The organism is Microbacterium sp. LTA6, assembly GCF_045690355.1.
Taxonomy (GTDB): Bacteria; Actinomycetota; Actinomycetes; order Actinomycetales; family Microbacteriaceae; genus Microbacterium.
This window is the reverse complement of the sequence record NZ_CP147855.1, coordinates 3,498,328-3,514,291: the sequence shown is the minus strand read 5'-3', so window position 1 is coordinate 3,514,291 and position 15,964 is coordinate 3,498,328. Positions and strand designations below refer to the sequence as shown.

20 protein-coding genes are annotated in these 15,964 nt (G+C 67.9%); 12 read left to right on the top strand and 8 right to left on the bottom strand.

Annotation, left to right across the window (positions count from 1 at the left end; all coding sequences use genetic code 11):
* Positions 1–996, top strand: coding sequence for a thiamine-phosphate kinase (gene thiL / locus LTA6_RS16785; RefSeq protein ID WP_341975003.1), 996 nt, complete (start codon positions 1–3; stop codon positions 994–996).
* On the opposite strand, the gene rsmD is transcribed toward thiL, so the two are convergent.
* A complete protein-coding gene (gene rsmD, locus LTA6_RS16780) occupies positions 966–1,595 on the bottom strand; it encodes a 16S rRNA (guanine(966)-N(2))-methyltransferase RsmD (RefSeq protein WP_407358295.1) in 630 nt (209 codons plus the stop codon). The genes thiL and rsmD overlap by 31 nt on opposite strands.
* A gap of 61 nt (positions 1,596–1,656) precedes the next feature.
* Here rsmD and LTA6_RS16775 point away from each other — a divergent pair, with 61 nt between their 5' ends.
* Genes LTA6_RS16775 through mutM form a run of 6 tightly spaced genes read left to right on the top strand, consistent with a single transcriptional unit; the run spans position 1,657 to position 6,687 of the window.
* Complete coding sequence (locus tag LTA6_RS16775) at positions 1,657–3,831, top strand: ATP-dependent DNA helicase RecG (RefSeq protein ID WP_407358294.1); 2,175 nt, start codon at positions 1,657–1,659, stop codon at positions 3,829–3,831.
* A 30-nt stretch (positions 3,832–3,861) separates the two neighbouring features.
* Positions 3,862–4,359 (top strand): pantetheine-phosphate adenylyltransferase, encoded by a 498-nt coding sequence (gene coaD / locus LTA6_RS16770; protein ID WP_341975000.1) that lies wholly within the window; start codon positions 3,862–3,864, stop codon positions 4,357–4,359.
* Between the two features lie 29 nt (positions 4,360–4,388).
* Positions 4,389–4,940 (top strand): DUF177 domain-containing protein, encoded by a 552-nt coding sequence (locus LTA6_RS16765; RefSeq protein ID WP_341978440.1) that lies wholly within the window; start codon positions 4,389–4,391, stop codon positions 4,938–4,940.
* 2 nt (positions 4,941–4,942) lie between these two features.
* On the top strand, positions 4,943–5,152 hold the full coding sequence (gene rpmF, locus LTA6_RS16760) for a 50S ribosomal protein L32 (RefSeq protein ID WP_188436709.1): 210 nt from the start codon (positions 4,943–4,945) through the stop codon (positions 5,150–5,152).
* 7 nt (positions 5,153–5,159) lie between these two features.
* The gene (rnc, locus tag LTA6_RS16755) at positions 5,160–5,831 is read left to right on the top strand and encodes a ribonuclease III (protein WP_341974999.1); all 672 of its coding nucleotides are present in this window, start codon (positions 5,160–5,162) and stop codon (positions 5,829–5,831) included.
* Positions 5,824–6,687: a bifunctional DNA-formamidopyrimidine glycosylase/DNA-(apurinic or apyrimidinic site) lyase gene (mutM, locus tag LTA6_RS16750; RefSeq protein WP_407358293.1), complete on the top strand. Its 864-nt coding sequence runs from the start codon at positions 5,824–5,826 to the stop codon at positions 6,685–6,687. Before rnc ends, mutM begins: the two co-directional genes overlap by 8 nt.
* Before the next feature lie 42 nt (positions 6,688–6,729).
* Here mutM and LTA6_RS16745 read toward each other — a convergent pair whose 3' ends face one another.
* Positions 6,730–7,047, bottom strand: a complete 318-nt coding sequence (locus LTA6_RS16745; RefSeq protein WP_407358292.1) for a MerR family transcriptional regulator — start codon at positions 7,045–7,047, stop codon at positions 6,730–6,732.
* Positions 7,048–7,141: 94 nt separating this feature from the next.
* On the opposite strand from LTA6_RS16745, the gene LTA6_RS16740 reads away from it, so the two are divergent.
* The 3 genes from LTA6_RS16740 (at position 7,142) to LTA6_RS16730 (ending at position 8,756) form a co-directional block, all read left to right on the top strand.
* A complete protein-coding gene (locus tag LTA6_RS16740; RefSeq protein WP_407358291.1) occupies positions 7,142–7,726 on the top strand; it encodes an RBBP9/YdeN family alpha/beta hydrolase in 585 nt (194 codons plus the stop codon).
* A 119-nt stretch (positions 7,727–7,845) separates the two neighbouring features.
* Positions 7,846–8,331, top strand: coding sequence for a molybdenum cofactor biosynthesis protein B (locus LTA6_RS16735; RefSeq protein ID WP_407358290.1), 486 nt, complete (start codon positions 7,846–7,848; stop codon positions 8,329–8,331).
* Positions 8,328–8,756, top strand: a complete 429-nt coding sequence (locus tag LTA6_RS16730) for a molybdenum cofactor biosynthesis protein MoaE (protein WP_341974994.1) — start codon at positions 8,328–8,330, stop codon at positions 8,754–8,756. Before LTA6_RS16735 ends, LTA6_RS16730 begins: the two co-directional genes overlap by 4 nt.
* Positions 8,757–8,791: 35 nt before the next feature.
* Here the strand turns inward: LTA6_RS16730 and LTA6_RS16725 are convergent, their stop codons facing one another.
* The 6 genes from LTA6_RS16725 to LTA6_RS16700 are packed head-to-tail and all read right to left on the bottom strand — an operon-like array spanning position 8,792 to position 12,589.
* The gene (locus tag LTA6_RS16725; RefSeq protein WP_407358289.1) at positions 8,792–9,028 is read right to left on the bottom strand and encodes a MoaD/ThiS family protein; all 237 of its coding nucleotides are present in this window, start codon (positions 9,026–9,028) and stop codon (positions 8,792–8,794) included.
* On the bottom strand, positions 9,025–9,285 hold the full coding sequence (locus tag LTA6_RS16720; protein WP_407358288.1) for a DUF6457 domain-containing protein: 261 nt from the start codon (positions 9,283–9,285) through the stop codon (positions 9,025–9,027). The genes LTA6_RS16725 and LTA6_RS16720 overlap by 4 nt, the downstream gene beginning before the upstream one ends.
* The gene (locus LTA6_RS16715) at positions 9,278–9,874 is read right to left on the bottom strand and encodes a molybdenum cofactor guanylyltransferase (RefSeq protein ID WP_407358287.1); all 597 of its coding nucleotides are present in this window, start codon (positions 9,872–9,874) and stop codon (positions 9,278–9,280) included. Before LTA6_RS16715 ends, LTA6_RS16720 begins: the two co-directional genes overlap by 8 nt.
* Positions 9,871–10,347 (bottom strand): cyclic pyranopterin monophosphate synthase MoaC, encoded by a 477-nt coding sequence (moaC, locus tag LTA6_RS16710; RefSeq protein WP_341974990.1) that lies wholly within the window; start codon positions 10,345–10,347, stop codon positions 9,871–9,873. The genes LTA6_RS16715 and moaC overlap by 4 nt, the downstream gene beginning before the upstream one ends.
* Positions 10,344–11,546, bottom strand: coding sequence for a gephyrin-like molybdotransferase Glp (gene glp / locus LTA6_RS16705; protein WP_407358286.1), 1,203 nt, complete (start codon positions 11,544–11,546; stop codon positions 10,344–10,346). Before glp ends, moaC begins: the two co-directional genes overlap by 4 nt.
* Positions 11,546–12,589 (bottom strand): ThiF family adenylyltransferase, encoded by a 1,044-nt coding sequence (locus tag LTA6_RS16700; RefSeq protein WP_407358285.1) that lies wholly within the window; start codon positions 12,587–12,589, stop codon positions 11,546–11,548. The genes glp and LTA6_RS16700 overlap by 1 nt, the downstream gene beginning before the upstream one ends.
* A 122-nt stretch (positions 12,590–12,711) precedes the next feature.
* Here LTA6_RS16700 and fdhD point away from each other — a divergent pair, with 122 nt between their 5' ends.
* On the top strand, positions 12,712–13,608 hold the full coding sequence (gene fdhD / locus LTA6_RS16695; RefSeq protein WP_407358284.1) for a formate dehydrogenase accessory sulfurtransferase FdhD: 897 nt from the start codon (positions 12,712–12,714) through the stop codon (positions 13,606–13,608).
* Positions 13,592–15,955 carry an FdhF/YdeP family oxidoreductase gene (locus tag LTA6_RS16690; RefSeq protein ID WP_407358283.1) on the top strand — a complete coding sequence of 788 codons (2,364 nt, stop codon included), beginning with the start codon at positions 13,592–13,594 and terminating at the stop codon, positions 15,953–15,955. Before fdhD ends, LTA6_RS16690 begins: the two co-directional genes overlap by 17 nt.
* The last annotated feature ends 9 nt before the right edge of the window (positions 15,956–15,964 follow it).

The window sequence follows — 15,964 nt, the reverse complement described above, 5'->3', positions numbered from 1 at the left end:
ATGCCCTCCCGACCCGAAGACGACGATCCGCGCCTGGGAGACATCTCAGAGGGGCGCATCCTGCGGGCGATTCTGGCGCGCACCGCGCCGGCCTCGCACACGCTGATCGGACCTGGTGATGACGCCGCGGTCATCGCCGCCCCATCAGGCACGGTGGTGGCGACGACCGACACCCTCGTGCACGGTCCGGACTTCCGCCTGGCATGGTCCAGCGGCTACGACCTGGGCTGGAAGGCCGCCGCGGTGAACCTCGCCGATGTCGCGGCGATGGGTGCCCGTCCGACCGCGCTGCTCGTCGCCCTGGCCGTTCCGCGCGATCTGCGGCTGTCGTTCGTCGAGCGGCTCGCCGACGGGTTCAGCGATGCCTGCGCAGCACTGGCTCCGGGGTGCGGAGTCGTCGGTGGTGACCTCACCGTCTCGGACACGCTCACGGTCGCGGTGACGGCGCTCGGCGATCTCGAAGGACGTGCGGCGATCACGAGGTCGGGTGCGCGGCCGGGGGATGCCGTCGCGGTCGCCGGCGAACTCGGCCACGCCGCGCACGGACTGGCCGTGCTGTTCGGCCGATTCCGCGACGGGGAGACGCCGGTGGCTGTCGACAGCGCGTTGCTTCGCGATGGTGAACGTGCGGCGCTCTCCGCCCAGCTGCGTCCGGCACCGCCGATCGGCCTGGGGCCGGTCGCTGCCGTGGCGGGAGCGACCGCGATGATGGACATCTCCGATGGGCTGGCGCTCGATGCGCGGCGGATGGCCGAGGCATCAGGGGTGACGATCGCGCTCGATGGCGACGCGCTCGGCGAGAATCGGGGGCGGGCTCTGGCCGGCGGCGAGGATCATGCGCTGCTCGCGACATTCCCCGACGGCGTGCTGCCTCCAGGATTCCGGGTCATCGGCACCGTCCTCCCGGCCGGGGCGGATGCGTTGCTGTGCGACGGCGCTCCGGTGGACGTCGAAGGGTGGGACCCCTACCGGGACTGGGACTCGGCGTCGGGCTGAGTCTCCCCGACCCCCGACGCCTCGACCGGTGTTTCGGTCGTCTGCGGCGCGGCCCACCACAGGGTGGTGTCGCCGTAACTCCGGTCTCGGAGCAGCTCCAGTCCCGCAGCCTCAAGATCGGGCGGCGTCGAGCGGCGGGCGCGCTCGACGATCACGAGAGCGTCCGCGGACAGCAGGGGTGCAAGAGCCGCCAGATCGCCGTTCATCGCATCGTCGTCCAGATCGTACGGCGGATCGGAGAACACCAGATCGTATGGTCCGGCGGTGCGCTGCAGGAAGGTCCGCACCGCGCTCTCGTGGACCCGCGCCGTCGCCACTCCGCCGGCTTTCGCGACAGTGGCGGCGTTGCGGCGGATGATCGCGGCCGCGGGGCGGGCCCGCTCGACGAGGTCGGCGCTCACGGCGCCCCGACTGAGCGTTTCGAGTCCGAGCGCTCCGGAGCCGGCGTAGAGGTCGAGAACGCGTGCTCCGACGATGGCATCCGCCGATTCCAACGCCCCGAAGAGCGACTCCCTGACGCGGTCGCTCGTCGGGCGGGTACCTGCACTCGGCACCTCCAGGCGAATGCCTCTGGCCGAACCGGCGATGATCCTCGTCACCCGTTCACGATACGACAATCGGTCCGGATTCCGTGTCCGCGGCGTTCCCTAGACTCGGAGCATGTCGCTCACGCTTGATTCATCGCTGGAGGACGCGCTCGGCGCGGCACCGGCGAAGACCCTGGACCGGGCCTTCGGCATGCGCAGCGTCGGCGATCTGCTCGTGCACTACCCCCGACGCTACGCCGACCCGGGCGAGCTGACGCCGATCCGCGACCTTCCGATCGGAGAGACGGTGACGATCGTCGCCGAGGTGCTCTCGTCCAGTGCCCGCGCGATGCGCAATCGCAAGGGGGCGATGGTCGATGTGATCATCGGCGACGGCATCGGTCGGATGTCGCTGACCTTCTTCGCGAAGAACCTCGGGGCGGCGAAGTGGCGCTCGGAAGAGCTGGCCGTCGGGCGTCGTGGCGTCTTCTCGGGCAAGGTCGGCATGTACAACGACGTGACGCGGTTCGCGCACCCTGAGTACGAGCTCTTCGAGGACGAGGATTCCGCGCGCCGCAGTGCCGACGCCAGGGCGGCGGTGCCGATCCCGATCTATCCGGCCACGTCGAGCATCCAGACCTGGCAGATCGCCAAGCTCATCGGCCGCGTCCTGGACGGGCTGGAAGACGTGCCCGATCCGCTGCCTGCCCCGGTCCGCGAACGCGAGGATCTGCTCGAGGCGCGCATGGCGCTGGAGCAGATTCACCGGCCGCGAACCCGCAATGACATCGATCCAGCGGTACGCACGCTGCGGATGCATGAGGCTCTGGTCCTGCAGACCGCACTCCTTCAGCAGCGCGATGCCGTTCGCGCCCTCTCGGCGACCGCGCGTCCTGCGGAACCGGGTGGCCTGCTCGAACGCTTCGACAGCGCGCTGCCGTACACGCTCACCGACGACCAGCAGAGCGTCGGCGCGCAGGTCGCGGCTGACCTCGTCGGCTCCTGGCCGATGAACCGGCTGGTGCAGGGCGAGGTCGGCTCCGGCAAGACGCTGGTGGCGCTGCGTGCGATGCTGCAGGTCGCGGAGTCCGGAGGGCAGGCGGCGCTCATCGCTCCGACCGAGGTGCTCGCCGGGCAGCATCTGCGCTCGATCACGCGGATGCTGGGGCCCGAGCTCGCACCTCTCGTGATGCCCACGCTGCTGACCGGTCAGCTCGGAGCCGCCGACCGTCGTCGCGCGGCCCTGCGCGTGGCATCCGGCCAATCGCTGATCGTGGTGGGCACGCACGCGCTGTTGGGTGAGAAGACGACCTTCGCCGATCTCGGCCTCGTCGTCGTCGACGAGCAGCATCGTTTCGGCGTCGAGCAGCGAGAAGCCCTGCGGGCCAAGGGCTCCAGCCCGCACGCCCTCGTGCTGACGGCCACTCCGATCCCGCGCACGGTCGCGATGACGGTGTTCGGCGACCTCGATACGTCCGTCATCCGTACGATGCCGGCGGGACGGGCGGGCATCGAGACCTTCGTCGCCCCGCTCGCCGAGCACCCCGGGTGGTTCAACCGGGTCTGGGATCGCGCCGCTGAGGAGATCGCCAAGGGGCATCAGATCTTCGCGGTGTGTGCGGCGATCGACACGGCGAAGAAGACCGTCGAGGCCGGCGCGGAGCAGACGCCGGCTCCTGAAGGCGCGAACGGTCCGCGCTGGGGTGTCGTGCAGCTCGACGAGGCTCTGGCCACGCATCCGAAGCTCGGTGCACTCCGACGTGCGGTCCTGCACGGGCGGATGCCTTCCGACGAGAAGGACGCGGTGATGCAGGCCTTCGCCAGGGGAGAGATCGATCTGCTCCTGGCGACGACCGTCATCGAGGTCGGGGTGGATGTGCCGAACGCGTCGACGATGATCGTGCTCGATGCCGATCGCTTCGGCGTGTCCCAGTTGCACCAGCTGCGCGGACGTGTCGGCCGCGGGGGAGTGCCGGGGCTGTGCCTGCTGGTGACAGAGGCGGAATCCGGATCCATCGCCCGGGAGCGCGTCGATGCGGTCGCCGGCACGCTGGACGGCTTCAAGCTCGCCGAAGTCGATCTCGAGCTGCGTGGTGAGGGCGATGTTCTCGGTGCCGCGCAAGCCGGTGTCCGCTCGTCCCTGAAGCTGCTGCGCGTGGTCAAGGATTCCGGCCTCATCATGATGGCGCGGGAGATCGGCGAGACGATCCTCGCCGACGACCCCCATTTGAGCCTGCATCCGGGGCTGCGCGAGGTGATCGCCCGGCGCGTCAGCGATGACGATCGGGCGGCGCTGGCGAAGAACTGACGCGGCGAGGGCGTGCCCTAGGCTGGAAGCATGAGCAGCCGGATCGCCGTCGTCCCGGGTTCCTTCGATCCCCCCACCCTCGGCCACCTCGACGTGATCCGTCGGGCCGCGAAGCTGTACGACGAGCTGCACGTGCTCGTCGTACACAACCCCGGCAAGGAAGCCATGCTGCCGATCGCGCAGCGGCTCTCCCTGCTCGAGCAGTCCATCGCCGAAGACGGCATGGAGGGCAACATCATCGTCGGATCGTGGAGCATGGGCCTTCTGGTCGACTACGCGCGCGATGTCGACGCCCACGTCCTCATCAAGGGGATCCGCTCGCAGATCGACGTCGCTTACGAGTCGCCGATGGCGATCGTGAACAGGCACCTCGCCGATATCGAGACGGTGTTCCTGCTGCCGGATCCGGCGCATGCCATGGTGTCCAGTTCCCTGGTGCGGCAGGTCGCATCCCTGGGCGGGGACGTCACCCCGTTCGTGCCGCCGGCCGTCGCTGCCTTCCTCGACACAGGGGCCCGCGGCATCTGACGCGGTAGCATTGGGTGGTGCGACCTCGTCTGAATGGCCCGTTCATCCTTCCCGTCCGTGACATCGTCCGCAAGCCAGGCGAAATGCGTGAACACCGTTTCGCCGTGCCCCTCGCCGAGCAGTGGGGAGAGGGAATCGTCTCCTATGAGGCGGGTTCCGAGATCGACATCGACGTGCGCCTGGAGTCCGTTCACGAGGGCATTCTCGCGACCGGAACAGTGGACGCGGAGTACGTCGGAGTGTGCGGAAGATGCCTCATCGACATCGCCGAGCCTGTCGAAGTCGAGTTCCAGGAGCTTTTCGCGTATCCTGGTGAGGAAGAAACTGACTTCGAGGTTCAAGACAACCACGTGGATCTTGAAACTCTGGTCAGGGAAGCGGCCGTATTGGCGCTTCCGTTTCAACCGGTGTGTCAGCCGGACTGCCCTGGACTCGACCCGAGTACGGGTGAGCGGCTGGCCGTGAACACCGGGGCGGAGAAAGCCGCTCCCATCGATCCTCGATGGAGCGCGCTCCAACAGATCACAGACCAAGGAAGCGCAGCAGAAAGCAGCGCGTCCAAGAACACAGAAGAGAGTTAGCCATGGCTGGTAACCCCCCGAAGCGCAAGGTATCCCGTTCCAACACCCGCTCGCGTCGCGCGCAGTGGAAGGCGGCGCCCATCGCTCTCGTCAAGACGATCGAGAACGGCAAGACCGTTTACAGCCGCCCTCACCAGGCGAAGGTCGTCACCGACTCCCAGGGCACCGAGCTCTTCATGGAGTACAAGGGCCGCAAGGTCGCTGACGTCTGATCCTGCCGTGCAGGCTCTCTCGCAGAAGCTCCGCGTCGATATCGACGCGGAGCTTCTGGAGTTGGCGCTGACGCATCGCTCCTACGCGTACGAGCACGGCGGGATTCCGCACAACGAGCGGCTCGAGTTCCTCGGCGACTCCGTACTCGGTCAGGCCGTGACGGTGATGCTGTTCACGACGCACCCTGAGCTCGACGAAGGTCAGCTGGCGAAGCGCCGCGCGAGCGTCGTCTCGACGGTGGCCCTCGCCGAAGTGGCCAGAGGGATCGATCTCGGCAGCCATCTGCTGCTGGGACGCGGCGAGGAGCAGACCGGCGGTCGCGACAAGGATTCGATCCTCGCCGACACGATGGAAGCGGTGATCGGGGCGACCTACATCTCCGTAGGCCCCGAGGCCGCCACCGAACTCGTGCTCAGGCTCACCGAGCCGCTGCTCGCAGACCCGGAGCGCTACGGCGCGGCAATGGATCCGAAGACGAGTCTTCAGGAGCTCGCTGCGAGGACAGGGGCGAGCCCGCCCCAGTATTCGGTGGAGTCGAGCGGCCCCGATCATGATCGACGCTTCCTGGCGACGGTTCTCGTCGGCGACCTCAGCATGACCGGCGTCGGCAGCAGCAAGAAGACCGCAGAGATGGCGGCCGCGCTGAGTGCGTGGCGTTCGCTCAGCGAGCATGCCTGAGCTTCCCGAGGTCGAGGTCGTCAGAGCGGGCCTCGCTCCGGCCGCAGTGGGCTCTCGGATCAGCGGCGTCAGCGTGTTCGATGAGCGCGCCCTGACCCGTCATCCCGCAGGCGCGGCCGATTTCGTCGGGCGCCTCGAAGGTCGCTCCTTCCGTGCGGCGGAACGTCGCGGCAAGTTCCTCTGGCTCCCGCTGGACGGCGAGGAAGCCGCGCTGATCGCCCACCTCGGCATGAGCGGACAGATGCTGCTGCGGGCACCGGATGCGGCGGCGGAACGCCATGAGCGCATCCGCATCCACCTGGAGCATCCCCAGCACGGTCATCTCGCGATCGTCTTCGCCGATCAGCGCACTTTCGGCTCGCTCGCCGTCGACTCTCTCGTCACGGACGGGAACTCGCTGATCCCTTCGCAAGTCGTGCACATCGCGCGGGATCCGGTGGATGCCGCATTCGATGACGTCGCCTTCCGCGCGGCGCTGGGCAAGCGAGCCAGCGCGATCAAGCGCGTGCTGCTCGACCAGAGCGTCGTGAGCGGTATCGGCAACATCTACGCCGACGAGTCGCTGTGGGCCGCGCGGATCCATCCGGAGACCCCGGCGAACCGATTGTCCGCGGTCGCCGTCGGCCGGCTGCTCGCCGAGGTACGGGCCGTGTTGGCGAAGGCACTCGCCGAGGGTGGCACCAGCTTCGACGCTCAGTACGTCAACGTGAACGGGGAGTCCGGGTACTTCGCGCATTCCTTGAACGCCTACGGGCGCGGCGGTCAGCCCTGCCCTCGGTGCGGCGGCAGCATCCGCCGCGAGGCGTTCATGAACCGCTCTTCACACTTCTGCCCTGTCTGTCAGCGAAAACGCTAGTTGAGCGGATGTGCGGCGAGCGCGACCAGGCAGGCACCATTCTCAACTGGTCGATGCGAGCTCGTTCAGTCGTCGCTCAGTCTCACGGAGCTCGGATTTCTTCGCGGCGAGGCACTCGGCGATCGAGTTCAGTTCGGCGCGGAGGTCCGGGCACATCTCCAAAGAGGTCCCGTGATCTCCGAGCCGAGCGCAGTCGAGGTAGCGCCGGATGGTGGCGGTACCCAGACCGGCGGCGATCATCGCCTTGATATGCGCCACCAGAGTCACATCCTCTTCGGAATAGTCGCGGTAGCCGCCGCTGGTGCGGTCGGGGAGCAGGAGTCCTCTGTCTTCGTAGTGTCGGAGTGCTCGTGTGCTCATGCCCGTCAGCTTCGCGAGTTCGCCGATCTGCACGCTTCGCTCCTCTTTCTCGAATTGACCTTCACGCTAGCGTGAACCCCTACTGTCCTGTCCTATGACGACTGCAGCATCTCAGACTCCAGGCACAACGCATCAGCGCGCCCTGATCTTCCACGGCTACGGGGCGACCCCCAAGGATCACTGGTTCGGTTGGCTCGCCGAGCAGCTCGAGACCGAGAGCATCAGGACCGCGATCCCGCCCCTCGCGCACCCCCTCATGCCGCAAACCGAGCAGTGGGAGGACGACGTCCGCGCTGCACTGAAACAGCCGGACGAGCGCACGATCGTGATCGCGCACAGCCTCGGCTGCCTGGCGGTGTTGCGTTGTCTGCGCTCCCTTCCTGGTGCCTGGCAGCTGGGAACGCTGGTGCTGGTGTCGGGTTTCGTAGACCCACTGCCTGCCCTGCCCGAGTTGGACGGATTCATCGGCGGCGGCTGCGACGTGACGGAACTTCGTCACCACATCGGCCGGCTTGTGGTCGTCCGCTCCGACAACGACTCGATCGTTCCGCCCGGGCACACTGACCGTCTCGCCGAACAGCTCGGAATCTCGGCACAGGTCGTTCCCGGCGCGGGGCACTTCCTCGCCGCCGAGGGCATCACGGAGCTGTCCTTCGTTCGCGACGTGATCACGTCCTAGCGGATTTCCGGCTGGGGTGTGGATGCCCGGGGCGCGGGTCAGCGGAACGGTTCGCCCGCCCCTGGTCCGGGCCGGTTCCTATCGACTGACCGGGCCCACAGCGACCTACACTGGGAATCGTGACTTCCTCCGCTCTTTCCGCCGCCGTGATCACGGTCTCTGATCGTTCAGCGGCAGGCCTGCGAGAAGACGTCTCCGGTCCGCTCGCCGCTGAACTTCTCGCCGCGGACGGGTGGTCTGCAACTGTTCGCGTCGTGCCGGACGAAGTCGAGGCCATTGCGGGCGCGGTGCGTCAGGTCGTGACTCTCGGCGCTCGTCTGGTCGTGACGACCGGCGGCACCGGCCTCTCGCCCCGGGACGTCACCCCCGAGGCGATGACCGGCCTGCTGCAACGCGAGATCCCCGGCATCGCCGAGGAGATCCGTCGCGTCGGCACCGCAGGGTTTCCGCAGGCGATGCTGTCCAGGGGGCGCGCCGGCATCGTGGACGGTGCCCTGGTGGTGAACCTCGCCGGTTCCCCTGGGGCGGTCCGGGATGGCGTCCCGGTCGTCCTGCAGGTCGCCGCGCACGTCGCCGCGCAACTGGACGGCAGTGACCACGCATGATCGCATTCAGTCGGGTGTCCGACGTCGTGCTCGATCCCTCAGAGCATCTCGACGCGGTGGCAGGGGCGGAGGCCGGTGCCAGTGCGCTCTTCGTCGGTACCGTGCGCGACCACGACCCGGATGCCGCGGGCGAAGTCGTGCTCCTGGAGTACAGCGCCCACCCCGATGCGGAGCGGATCCTCGGCGAGATCTCCGCGTCTCTCGACGGCGACGGAATCCGGATCGCGGTGAGTCACCGGATCGGCGCCCTGGCTGTGGGCGACGCGGCGATCATCTGCGCCGTATCTTCGGCTCACCGGGCCGACGCCTTCGAGGTGTGCCGTGAGCTCGTCGAGAGAGTCAAGGCCGAACTCCCGGTGTGGAAGAAGCAGGTCGAAGCCGACGGCACTGCAATCTGGGTCGGGCTGGGGAGCCTCGCGACCTGATCGCCTGTGGGCGCGCTCCTCTGCGGCGAGTGCCCTCAGCCGCCGGCGAACGGCGGGAGCACGTCGACGGTCGCGTCATCCGGCACGACAACGTCGTCCCCGCCGCGCGTCCCGTCGACGAGCAGCGAGCAGCGCCCGAGCACGTCGGCGAACTCCGGCCCGTGCTCCGTGCTCAGTACCACCCGCAGTGCGCCGAGCGTGATCGGGCCGTGGACCTGCTGCTCCTCGCGTCCCGCGGCATCGGCCGCGCCGGCGAAATACCGAAGCTTCATGACTGCACCTCGGATGCCGTCGCCCTGGCCTCGATGGCTGCGCGCGTGCGCGCCGCCGCTTCCTCCACCGGCATGCCCTGTGCGACGGCGAGGCCGATGAGATAGGTCGTCAGCGGCCCAGCCGGCCTGATGATGGCATGCGCGGCTTCGCGCGTGACGTCCAGCAGCAGACCTGTGGGCACCTCTGCGGTTTCGAGGCCGAGTGCGTCGGCGAGTTCCGCAACCCAGACGTCGAGGTCGGCGGGGGAGTCAGACATGGTGATCCTTTCGACTGTTCCGATAGTCCTCGATGGCGGACCAGGTATCAAGGTCGAGTGCGGTTCCGGCGTCATCGACCGCATGCAGCGTGAGCGGAGCGATCAGGCTCCGCATGGAGACGCCGGCAACCTCGGGGAGCGCCGCAGCTGCGCGTCTGAGCGCGTTGAGCCGATACCGGCCGGCGAGCCATTGCTCGCGTCCGTCTGCGTCGACAGCGATCACGGCATCCGCATCATCGGGGATCGCGACGGCGGCGAGCAGGGCGACGAGATCTTGCGCACGCGGCAGGTCGCAGGCGAGCAACCATGTCTCGACGACATCCACTCCGTCCAATGCATTCAGCGCTGCCGAGATGGCCGCGACCGGCCCTCCGAACGGGGGATCCTCCCGCACCACGCGGATCCCCGGACGCGAGAGACTGTCGGGGCCGACAGCGATGATCGGCGCGCATCCGCGCACGGCGGCGAACACATGATCCACGAGTGCTGTGCCATCCAGGACCACTGACGCCTTGTCCGCGGCATCCATGCGTGTCGCGCGGCCGCCGGCGAGGACGATCGCCGCCGATTCAGGTGACGAAGCTGTCACGGTACGCGCACCCAGTCGCCGCTCTTCCCACCGGTCTTGCGGAGCAGAGCGATGTTCTCGATCGTGATCGACTTGTCGAGGCCTTTGACCATGTCGACGAGAGCGAGCGCCGTGACGCTCACCGCCGTGAAGGCCTCCATCTCGACGCCGGTGCGATCGGCCGTGCGGACGGTGGCTTCGATCTGCACGCCGTCGTCGACGATCTCGAGGTCGACCTGCGCCCCATGCACGCCGATCACGTGTGCGAGCGGCAGCAGCTCGGCGGTACGTTTCGCCGCCTGGATGCCGGCGATCCGGGCGACAGCCAGGACATCGCCCTTCGGCGTCGTCCCGTCGCGGAGTGCGGACACCACGAGGGGGGAGCAGCGGACGAATCCGGATGCCGTCGCCGAGCGCACCGTCGGCTGCTTCTCGGTGACATCGACCATCCGCGCGTGGCCCGCGCTGTCCAGGTGCGTGAACGGCTGGTTCATGACAGGACCATCACAGTCACAGGATCTCCTTCTTCGACCCGCTCGACCTCTGCGGGAATGATCGCGAATGCCGAAGCGATGGCGAGCGACGTGACCAGATGCGAACCGCTGCCGCGGTTCGTCGCCGGTCGCACGGTCTCGCCGTCGATCACGGCGGGCAGGACCTGCACGCGCCCCGGAGGGCACCGCCAGCCGACTGCGGCGGTGCGGATGACCTGAGCCCGTTCGATCGTGGTGTGTCCGGCCAGCCGGCGCAGCGCGGGACGCACGAACATCTCGAATGACGCTGCCACACTCACCGGATTCCCCGGCAGGCAGAACGCCAGCATCCCGGAATCGAGGACTCCGAAGCCTTGGGGCTTGCCCGGCTGCATCGCGACCGCGTCGAATCGCACGCCGCGCTCACCGCCCAGCACCGCCTTGACGACGTCGAACGCGCCGACGCTTGCGCCTCCGGAGAGGATCACGACATCGGCTTCCAGCTCGTCCAGCGCGCGGCGCAGAGCGGCCGGATCATCAGCCACGGTGACCACCGTGACGATCTCCGCACCGGCAGAGCGGGCGGCGGCGCTGATCAGCACTGAGTTCGACTCCGGAATCTGTCCGCGCTTCGGTGTGCCTGCGGGAGAGATGAGCTCGCTACCCGTGGAGATCACGGCCACTCGCGGCGCGCGAATCGCCAGGACGTGATCATGACCGGCTGACGCGATCGACGACAGCTGCCAGGCGCCGAGCGGCGTGCCCGCGGCGACGGCCAGAGCCCCCGCGGGGGAGTCCTCGCCGCGGGGGCGAATATGCGCGGCGGGAGTCGGCGCCGTGAGGACGGTGATCTGATCCGGAGGTGTCTCCTGGATCGCTGTCCCGAGATCGGTCTGCTCCAGGGGGACGATGGCGTCGGCATCCGAGGGGATCGGCGCGCCGGTCATGATGCGCGCTGCCTCTCCGGCGCCGAGCGACGGATCCTCGCTCGAACCCGCCGCGACGTCGGCGACGATGCGCAGCACCGCACCAGCGGTCGCATCCGCCCGCCGCACGGCGTAGCCGTCCATGGCGGAGTTGTCGAAGAGCGGAACCGGCCAGCGGCTCGTGACATTCTCGTCGAGCACGAGCCCGAGTGCCGCTGCGAGCGGAAGACGCTCGGCGGGGAGCGCGGACGTCGCCTCGAGGATGCGCGCGCGGTGTTCGTCGACGGTGATCATCACAGCGTCCCGGACGGTTCGAACGCGGCGGACCAGGCCGCATAGCTGCCGGCGAGGAGGCGGAGATCCGCGTCAGGGTGCGCGGCCGCGAGCGCACGCCCCGCGGCGCGCGCCCGAGGACCCTGCTGACAGAACACCACGATGGTTCCGGTGACGTCCACGGCGGCGGGATCCGCGAGCAGAGTGCGCAGCGGAACGGAGCGTGCTCCGGGGATGCTCCCGGCGGCGAACTCGTCGGGCTCCCGGACGTCGAGCAGAGTGATCGTCGGCTCTTCGGCGATCAGCTCCGCGAGCTCCTCCGGGGAGACCCGGGGGAGCGCCGCAGGGCGGGACGGGGCAGCGAGAGGAATCTCCCGTGTTCGTCCGCTGAGCGCGTCGAGCACCAGCATCCGGCCCACCAACGGCTCGCCGATTCCGCAGATCAGTTTGACCGCCTCGGTCACCAGCATCGAGCCCACCTGTCCGCACAGCGATCCGAGCACTCCGGCGTCCGCGCACGAAGGAACGGTGCCGGCGGCCGGCGGCTCCGGGAAGACGTCGCGCAGGCGCATGGGCGAGCCTGAGGACGGGCGAGACCAGAAGACACTCACCTGTGCGTCGAATCGCAGAACCGACCCCCACACCAGCGGGATGCCGAGCACATCGCAGGCATCGGCGACCGCGTAGCGCGTGTCGAAGCTGTCGCTGCCATCGATGATCAGGTCGTAGCCGCCGAGCAGTTCCTGGGCATTCGCGTCGGTCAGTCGCGCGCGGTGCTCGACGATCCGGACATCCGGGGCGAGGGCGCGGATGCGCTCAGCGGCCACGGTCGTCTTGGGGCGCCCGACATCGGCCGTGCCGAAGGCGATCTGGCGCTGAAGGTTGCTGCGCTCCACATCGTCGTCATCGATGATCCCGATCGTGCCGACCCCGGTGGAGGCCAGATACAGCAGTACGGGGGAGCCGATCCCGCCGGCGCCGAGCACGCCGACGCGTGCGGCCGAGAGACGGAGCTGTCCGAGTTCGCCGATCTCGGTCAGTCGCAACTGTCGTGCGGTGCGCACGCGTTCCGCGTCGGAAAGAGATGCAGCGGGCGCCACAAGGGGTGGGAAGGCCATGCAGCAACGGTACCGCTCCACGCACGGTGCGGATCGTCAGGCCGCCGTACCCCGGGTACGCTCTGGATATGGGACGGATCACGACGAGGCGGTCGGTGCTGAAGATCTCGTTGGACAGCGGATCTCAGCGACGAGCCGACACGCTCGCCGCCGAGGAACCGCTCGAGATCCGTGTCGCCGGTACGCCGCTGGCGGTGACCATGCGCACGCCGGGGCATGACGTCGAACTCGCTGCCGGCTTTCTCGTCTCCGAGGGAGTGATCGCCGAGGGGAGCGAGTTCCAGTCCGCGATCCACTGCGGCGGTCCGGGCACCGGTGGTGCCGAGAACACCTACAACGTCCTCGATCTCACTCTGGCGGCCGGCGTGCAGCCGCCTGCCCCCGATCTCGCGCGGTCCTTCTACACGACCAGCTCCTGCGGCGTGTGCGGCAAGGCCAGTATCGACGCGGTGGAGACCGTCTCACGCTACGACGTCTCGACCGACGAAGCAGCGGTCACGGCCGAAGCGCTGTCCGCATACCCGACCCGGCTGCGCGCACAACAGGATGTCTTCGACAAGACCGGCGGACTGCATGCCGCTGCGCTGTTCGACGCTGAAACCGGCGAGTTGCTCGTACTCAGAGAGGACGTCGGGCGGCATAACGCTGTCGACAAGGTCGTCGGATGGGCCGTACTGAACGACCGGCTCCCGTTGCGAGGCACGGTGCTTCAGGTGTCGGGGCGAGCGAGCTTCGAACTCGTTCAGAAGGCCGCCATGGCGGGCATCCCTATTCTGGCCGCCGTCTCGGCACCCTCGTCGCTGGCGGCCGAACTGGCAGAGGCACGAGGCCTGACGCTCGTGGGTTTCCTGCGAGGTCGGTCGATGAACGTCTATTCGCACCCGCATCGGGTGACCGTAGAAACAGGAGAGCCCGCCGATGGAGCGCTCCAGTTGGAGGGGTCGGGCAATGACCAGTCTCGATGACAAGTCGACGCAGGGCGTGGCGTTCGGGCTCATGCCTGAGATCCCGCGCCAGGGAGGATATGGGCCGGTGACGGATCGGCCGTGGTCGCAGAAGGATTACCATCACCCGGCGGCCGGTTGGGGTGCGACGGTCTCCGTCGGTGAAGTGCTGCTGCGCTCGAAAGCGCCGGTGAGCGGCGCGCTGGCGATGCTCACGATGAATCATCCGATCAAGGGATTCGACTGCCCCGGCTGCGCGTGGCCGGACGACCAGAACGGGCTCGGGCTCGACATCTGCGAGAACGGCATGAAGCACGTGACGTGGGAGATGACCCACAAGCGGGTGGGGAGTGGCTTCTTCTCGAAGCACACGGTCGCCGAACTCGCGACCTGGACGGATTTCGAGCTCGAGAATGCCGGTCGGCTCACCGAGCCGATGGTCTACGACCCCGAGACCGATCGGTACGCGCCCATCAGCTGGGACGACGCCTTCGCCCTCATCGGCGAGGAGCTGCGAGCGCTGGACAGCCCGGATCAGGCGACCTTCTACACCTCGGGTCGCCTCAGCAACGAAGCCTCCTTCATGTACCAGCTCATGATGCGCGAGTACGGCACGAACAACATGCCGGACTGCTCGAACATGTGCCACGAAGCGTCCGGGCGTGCCCTGCGTGCCTCCATCGGCACAGGCAAGGGCACCACGACGCTCGAGGACTGGGAGAACACCGACCTGCTCTTCCTCATCGGCGTCAACGCGGCGTCGAATGCTCCACGGATGCTCACCTCGCTCTCGAACGCGGTGAAGAACGGCGCCCTGGTGGTGCACGTCAACCCGCTCGTCGAGGCGGCTTCCACGCGCACGATCGTGCCGCACGACTTCGTCGACATGGCGCTCTTCAAGACGCACACCACGGGAACGCTCGACCTTCAGGTGCGGCCGGGTGGAGACATGGCGCTGATGCGTGCCGTCGCGAAGGTCGTCTTCGAGGCGGCGGAGGCCGACCCCTCGGTGCTCGCTGCCGACTTCATCGAGAGGTACACGCAGGGTTTCGCCGAATATCGGGCGCTGGTGGAGGCGACTCCCTGGTCTGAGCTCGTCCTGCAGTCCGGGCTCACCGAGGAGCAGCTTCGTCATGCCGGCGGCCTGTACCTCAAGGCGGACAAGACGATCATCAGCTGGTGCCTCGGCGTGAGTCAGCAGGAGCACGCCGTCGACATGGTGCGCGAGTTCACGAACGTGCTGCTCCTCCGCGGCAATATCGGACGCCCTGGCGCCGGACCCGCACCCGTGCGCGGGCACAGCAACGTGCAGGGCAACCGCACCTGCGGCATCGATCACCACGCGCCCGCGGCGCTGCTCGATCGCCTCGACGCGGTCCTCGGCATCACCTCACCGCGGGAACCCGGTCTCGACACGGTCGCGAGCATCCGTGCCATGCACGAGGGAGCGGTCAAGGTTTTCATCGCTCTCGGCGGCAACTTCGTCGCTGCGGTTCCTGACCCGCTGTACACCGCACAGGGCATGAGTCAGTGCAATCTGACCGTGCAGGTGAGTACGAAGCTCAACCGCAGTCACATCGTGCACGGGGAGAAGGCGCTGATTCTGCCGTGCCTCGGGCGCACCGAGCGGGACGAGCAGGAATCCGGCCTGCAGGGGCAGACCGTCGAGGATGCGATGAGCATGGTGCATCTCTCGGTCGGAAAGAAGAAGCCGGCCTCCGAGCATCTGCTGTCCGAACCCGACATCATTGCCCGGATGGCCAGAGCGGTTCTTCCGGACAGCCCGCTGCCATGGGAATCCTATGTCGCCGATTACGACGTCATCCGTGACGTGATGGCCGAGGTGCTCCCCGGCTTCGAGGGGTTCAACGATCTCATCGCGCATCCGAACGGATTCCGCATCCCGCAACCGGCGCGCGAACTCGACTTCCGGACGGCGTCGGGGAAGGCCGAGTTCTCCCTGCCGGCGTTGTACGACGTGCTTCCGGCATCCGAGGACATGCTCGTATTGCAGACGATGCGCTCCCATGATCAGTGGAACACGACGATCTACGCGAACAACGATCGCTATCGCGGCGTGAAGAACATCCGTGAGCTGATCTTCATGAACGAAACCGACATGAGCGATCGCGGTATCGCCCAAGGAGACTTCGTCGACATCGTGTCGACGTCGAAGGACGGCTCACTCCGTGAGCTGCGCCAGTATCGCGCGGTGGCGTACAACACGCCGCGCGGGAGTGCCGCCGGCTACATGCCCGAGATGAACATCCTGATCGGCCCGGCCGACTTCAGCGCGCAGAGCGATCAGCCGTTGATGAAGAGCATCCATGTGCGGGTCAGCCCGTCCGCCGCGCGGCAGACGGCCTGACCCGACGTC

What these genes read in the sequence shown, in the direction of transcription:
- moaC (WP_341974990.1), bottom strand. Translation starts at nt 10,347, where the DNA reads ATGAACCAGCCGTTCACGCACCTGGACAGCGCGGGCCACGCGCGGATG.
- LTA6_RS16720 (WP_407358288.1), bottom strand. Translation starts at nt 9,285, where the DNA reads ATGTCTGACTCCCCCGCCGACCTCGACGTCTGGGTTGCGGAACTCGCC.
- mutM (WP_407358293.1), top strand. Translation starts at nt 5,824, where the DNA reads ATGCCTGAGCTTCCCGAGGTCGAGGTCGTCAGAGCGGGCCTCGCTCCG.
- coaD (WP_341975000.1), top strand. Translation starts at nt 3,862, where the DNA reads ATGAGCAGCCGGATCGCCGTCGTCCCGGGTTCCTTCGATCCCCCCACC.
- LTA6_RS16775 (WP_407358294.1), top strand. Translation starts at nt 1,657, where the DNA reads ATGTCGCTCACGCTTGATTCATCGCTGGAGGACGCGCTCGGCGCGGCA.
- LTA6_RS16725 (WP_407358289.1), bottom strand. Translation starts at nt 9,028, where the DNA reads ATGAAGCTTCGGTATTTCGCCGGCGCGGCCGATGCCGCGGGACGCGAG.
- fdhD (WP_407358284.1), top strand. Translation starts at nt 12,712, where the DNA reads ATGGGACGGATCACGACGAGGCGGTCGGTGCTGAAGATCTCGTTGGAC.
- LTA6_RS16690 (WP_407358283.1), top strand. Translation starts at nt 13,592, where the DNA reads ATGACCAGTCTCGATGACAAGTCGACGCAGGGCGTGGCGTTCGGGCTC.
- LTA6_RS16730 (WP_341974994.1), top strand. Translation starts at nt 8,328, where the DNA reads ATGATCGCATTCAGTCGGGTGTCCGACGTCGTGCTCGATCCCTCAGAG.
- LTA6_RS16745 (WP_407358292.1), bottom strand. Translation starts at nt 7,047, where the DNA reads ATGAGCACACGAGCACTCCGACACTACGAAGACAGAGGACTCCTGCTC.
- glp (WP_407358286.1), bottom strand. Translation starts at nt 11,546, where the DNA reads ATGATCACCGTCGACGAACACCGCGCGCGCATCCTCGAGGCGACGTCC.
- thiL (WP_341975003.1), top strand. Translation starts at nt 1, where the DNA reads ATGCCCTCCCGACCCGAAGACGACGATCCGCGCCTGGGAGACATCTCA.
- LTA6_RS16740 (WP_407358291.1), top strand. Translation starts at nt 7,142, where the DNA reads ATGACGACTGCAGCATCTCAGACTCCAGGCACAACGCATCAGCGCGCC.
- rpmF (WP_188436709.1), top strand. Translation starts at nt 4,943, where the DNA reads ATGGCTGGTAACCCCCCGAAGCGCAAGGTATCCCGTTCCAACACCCGC.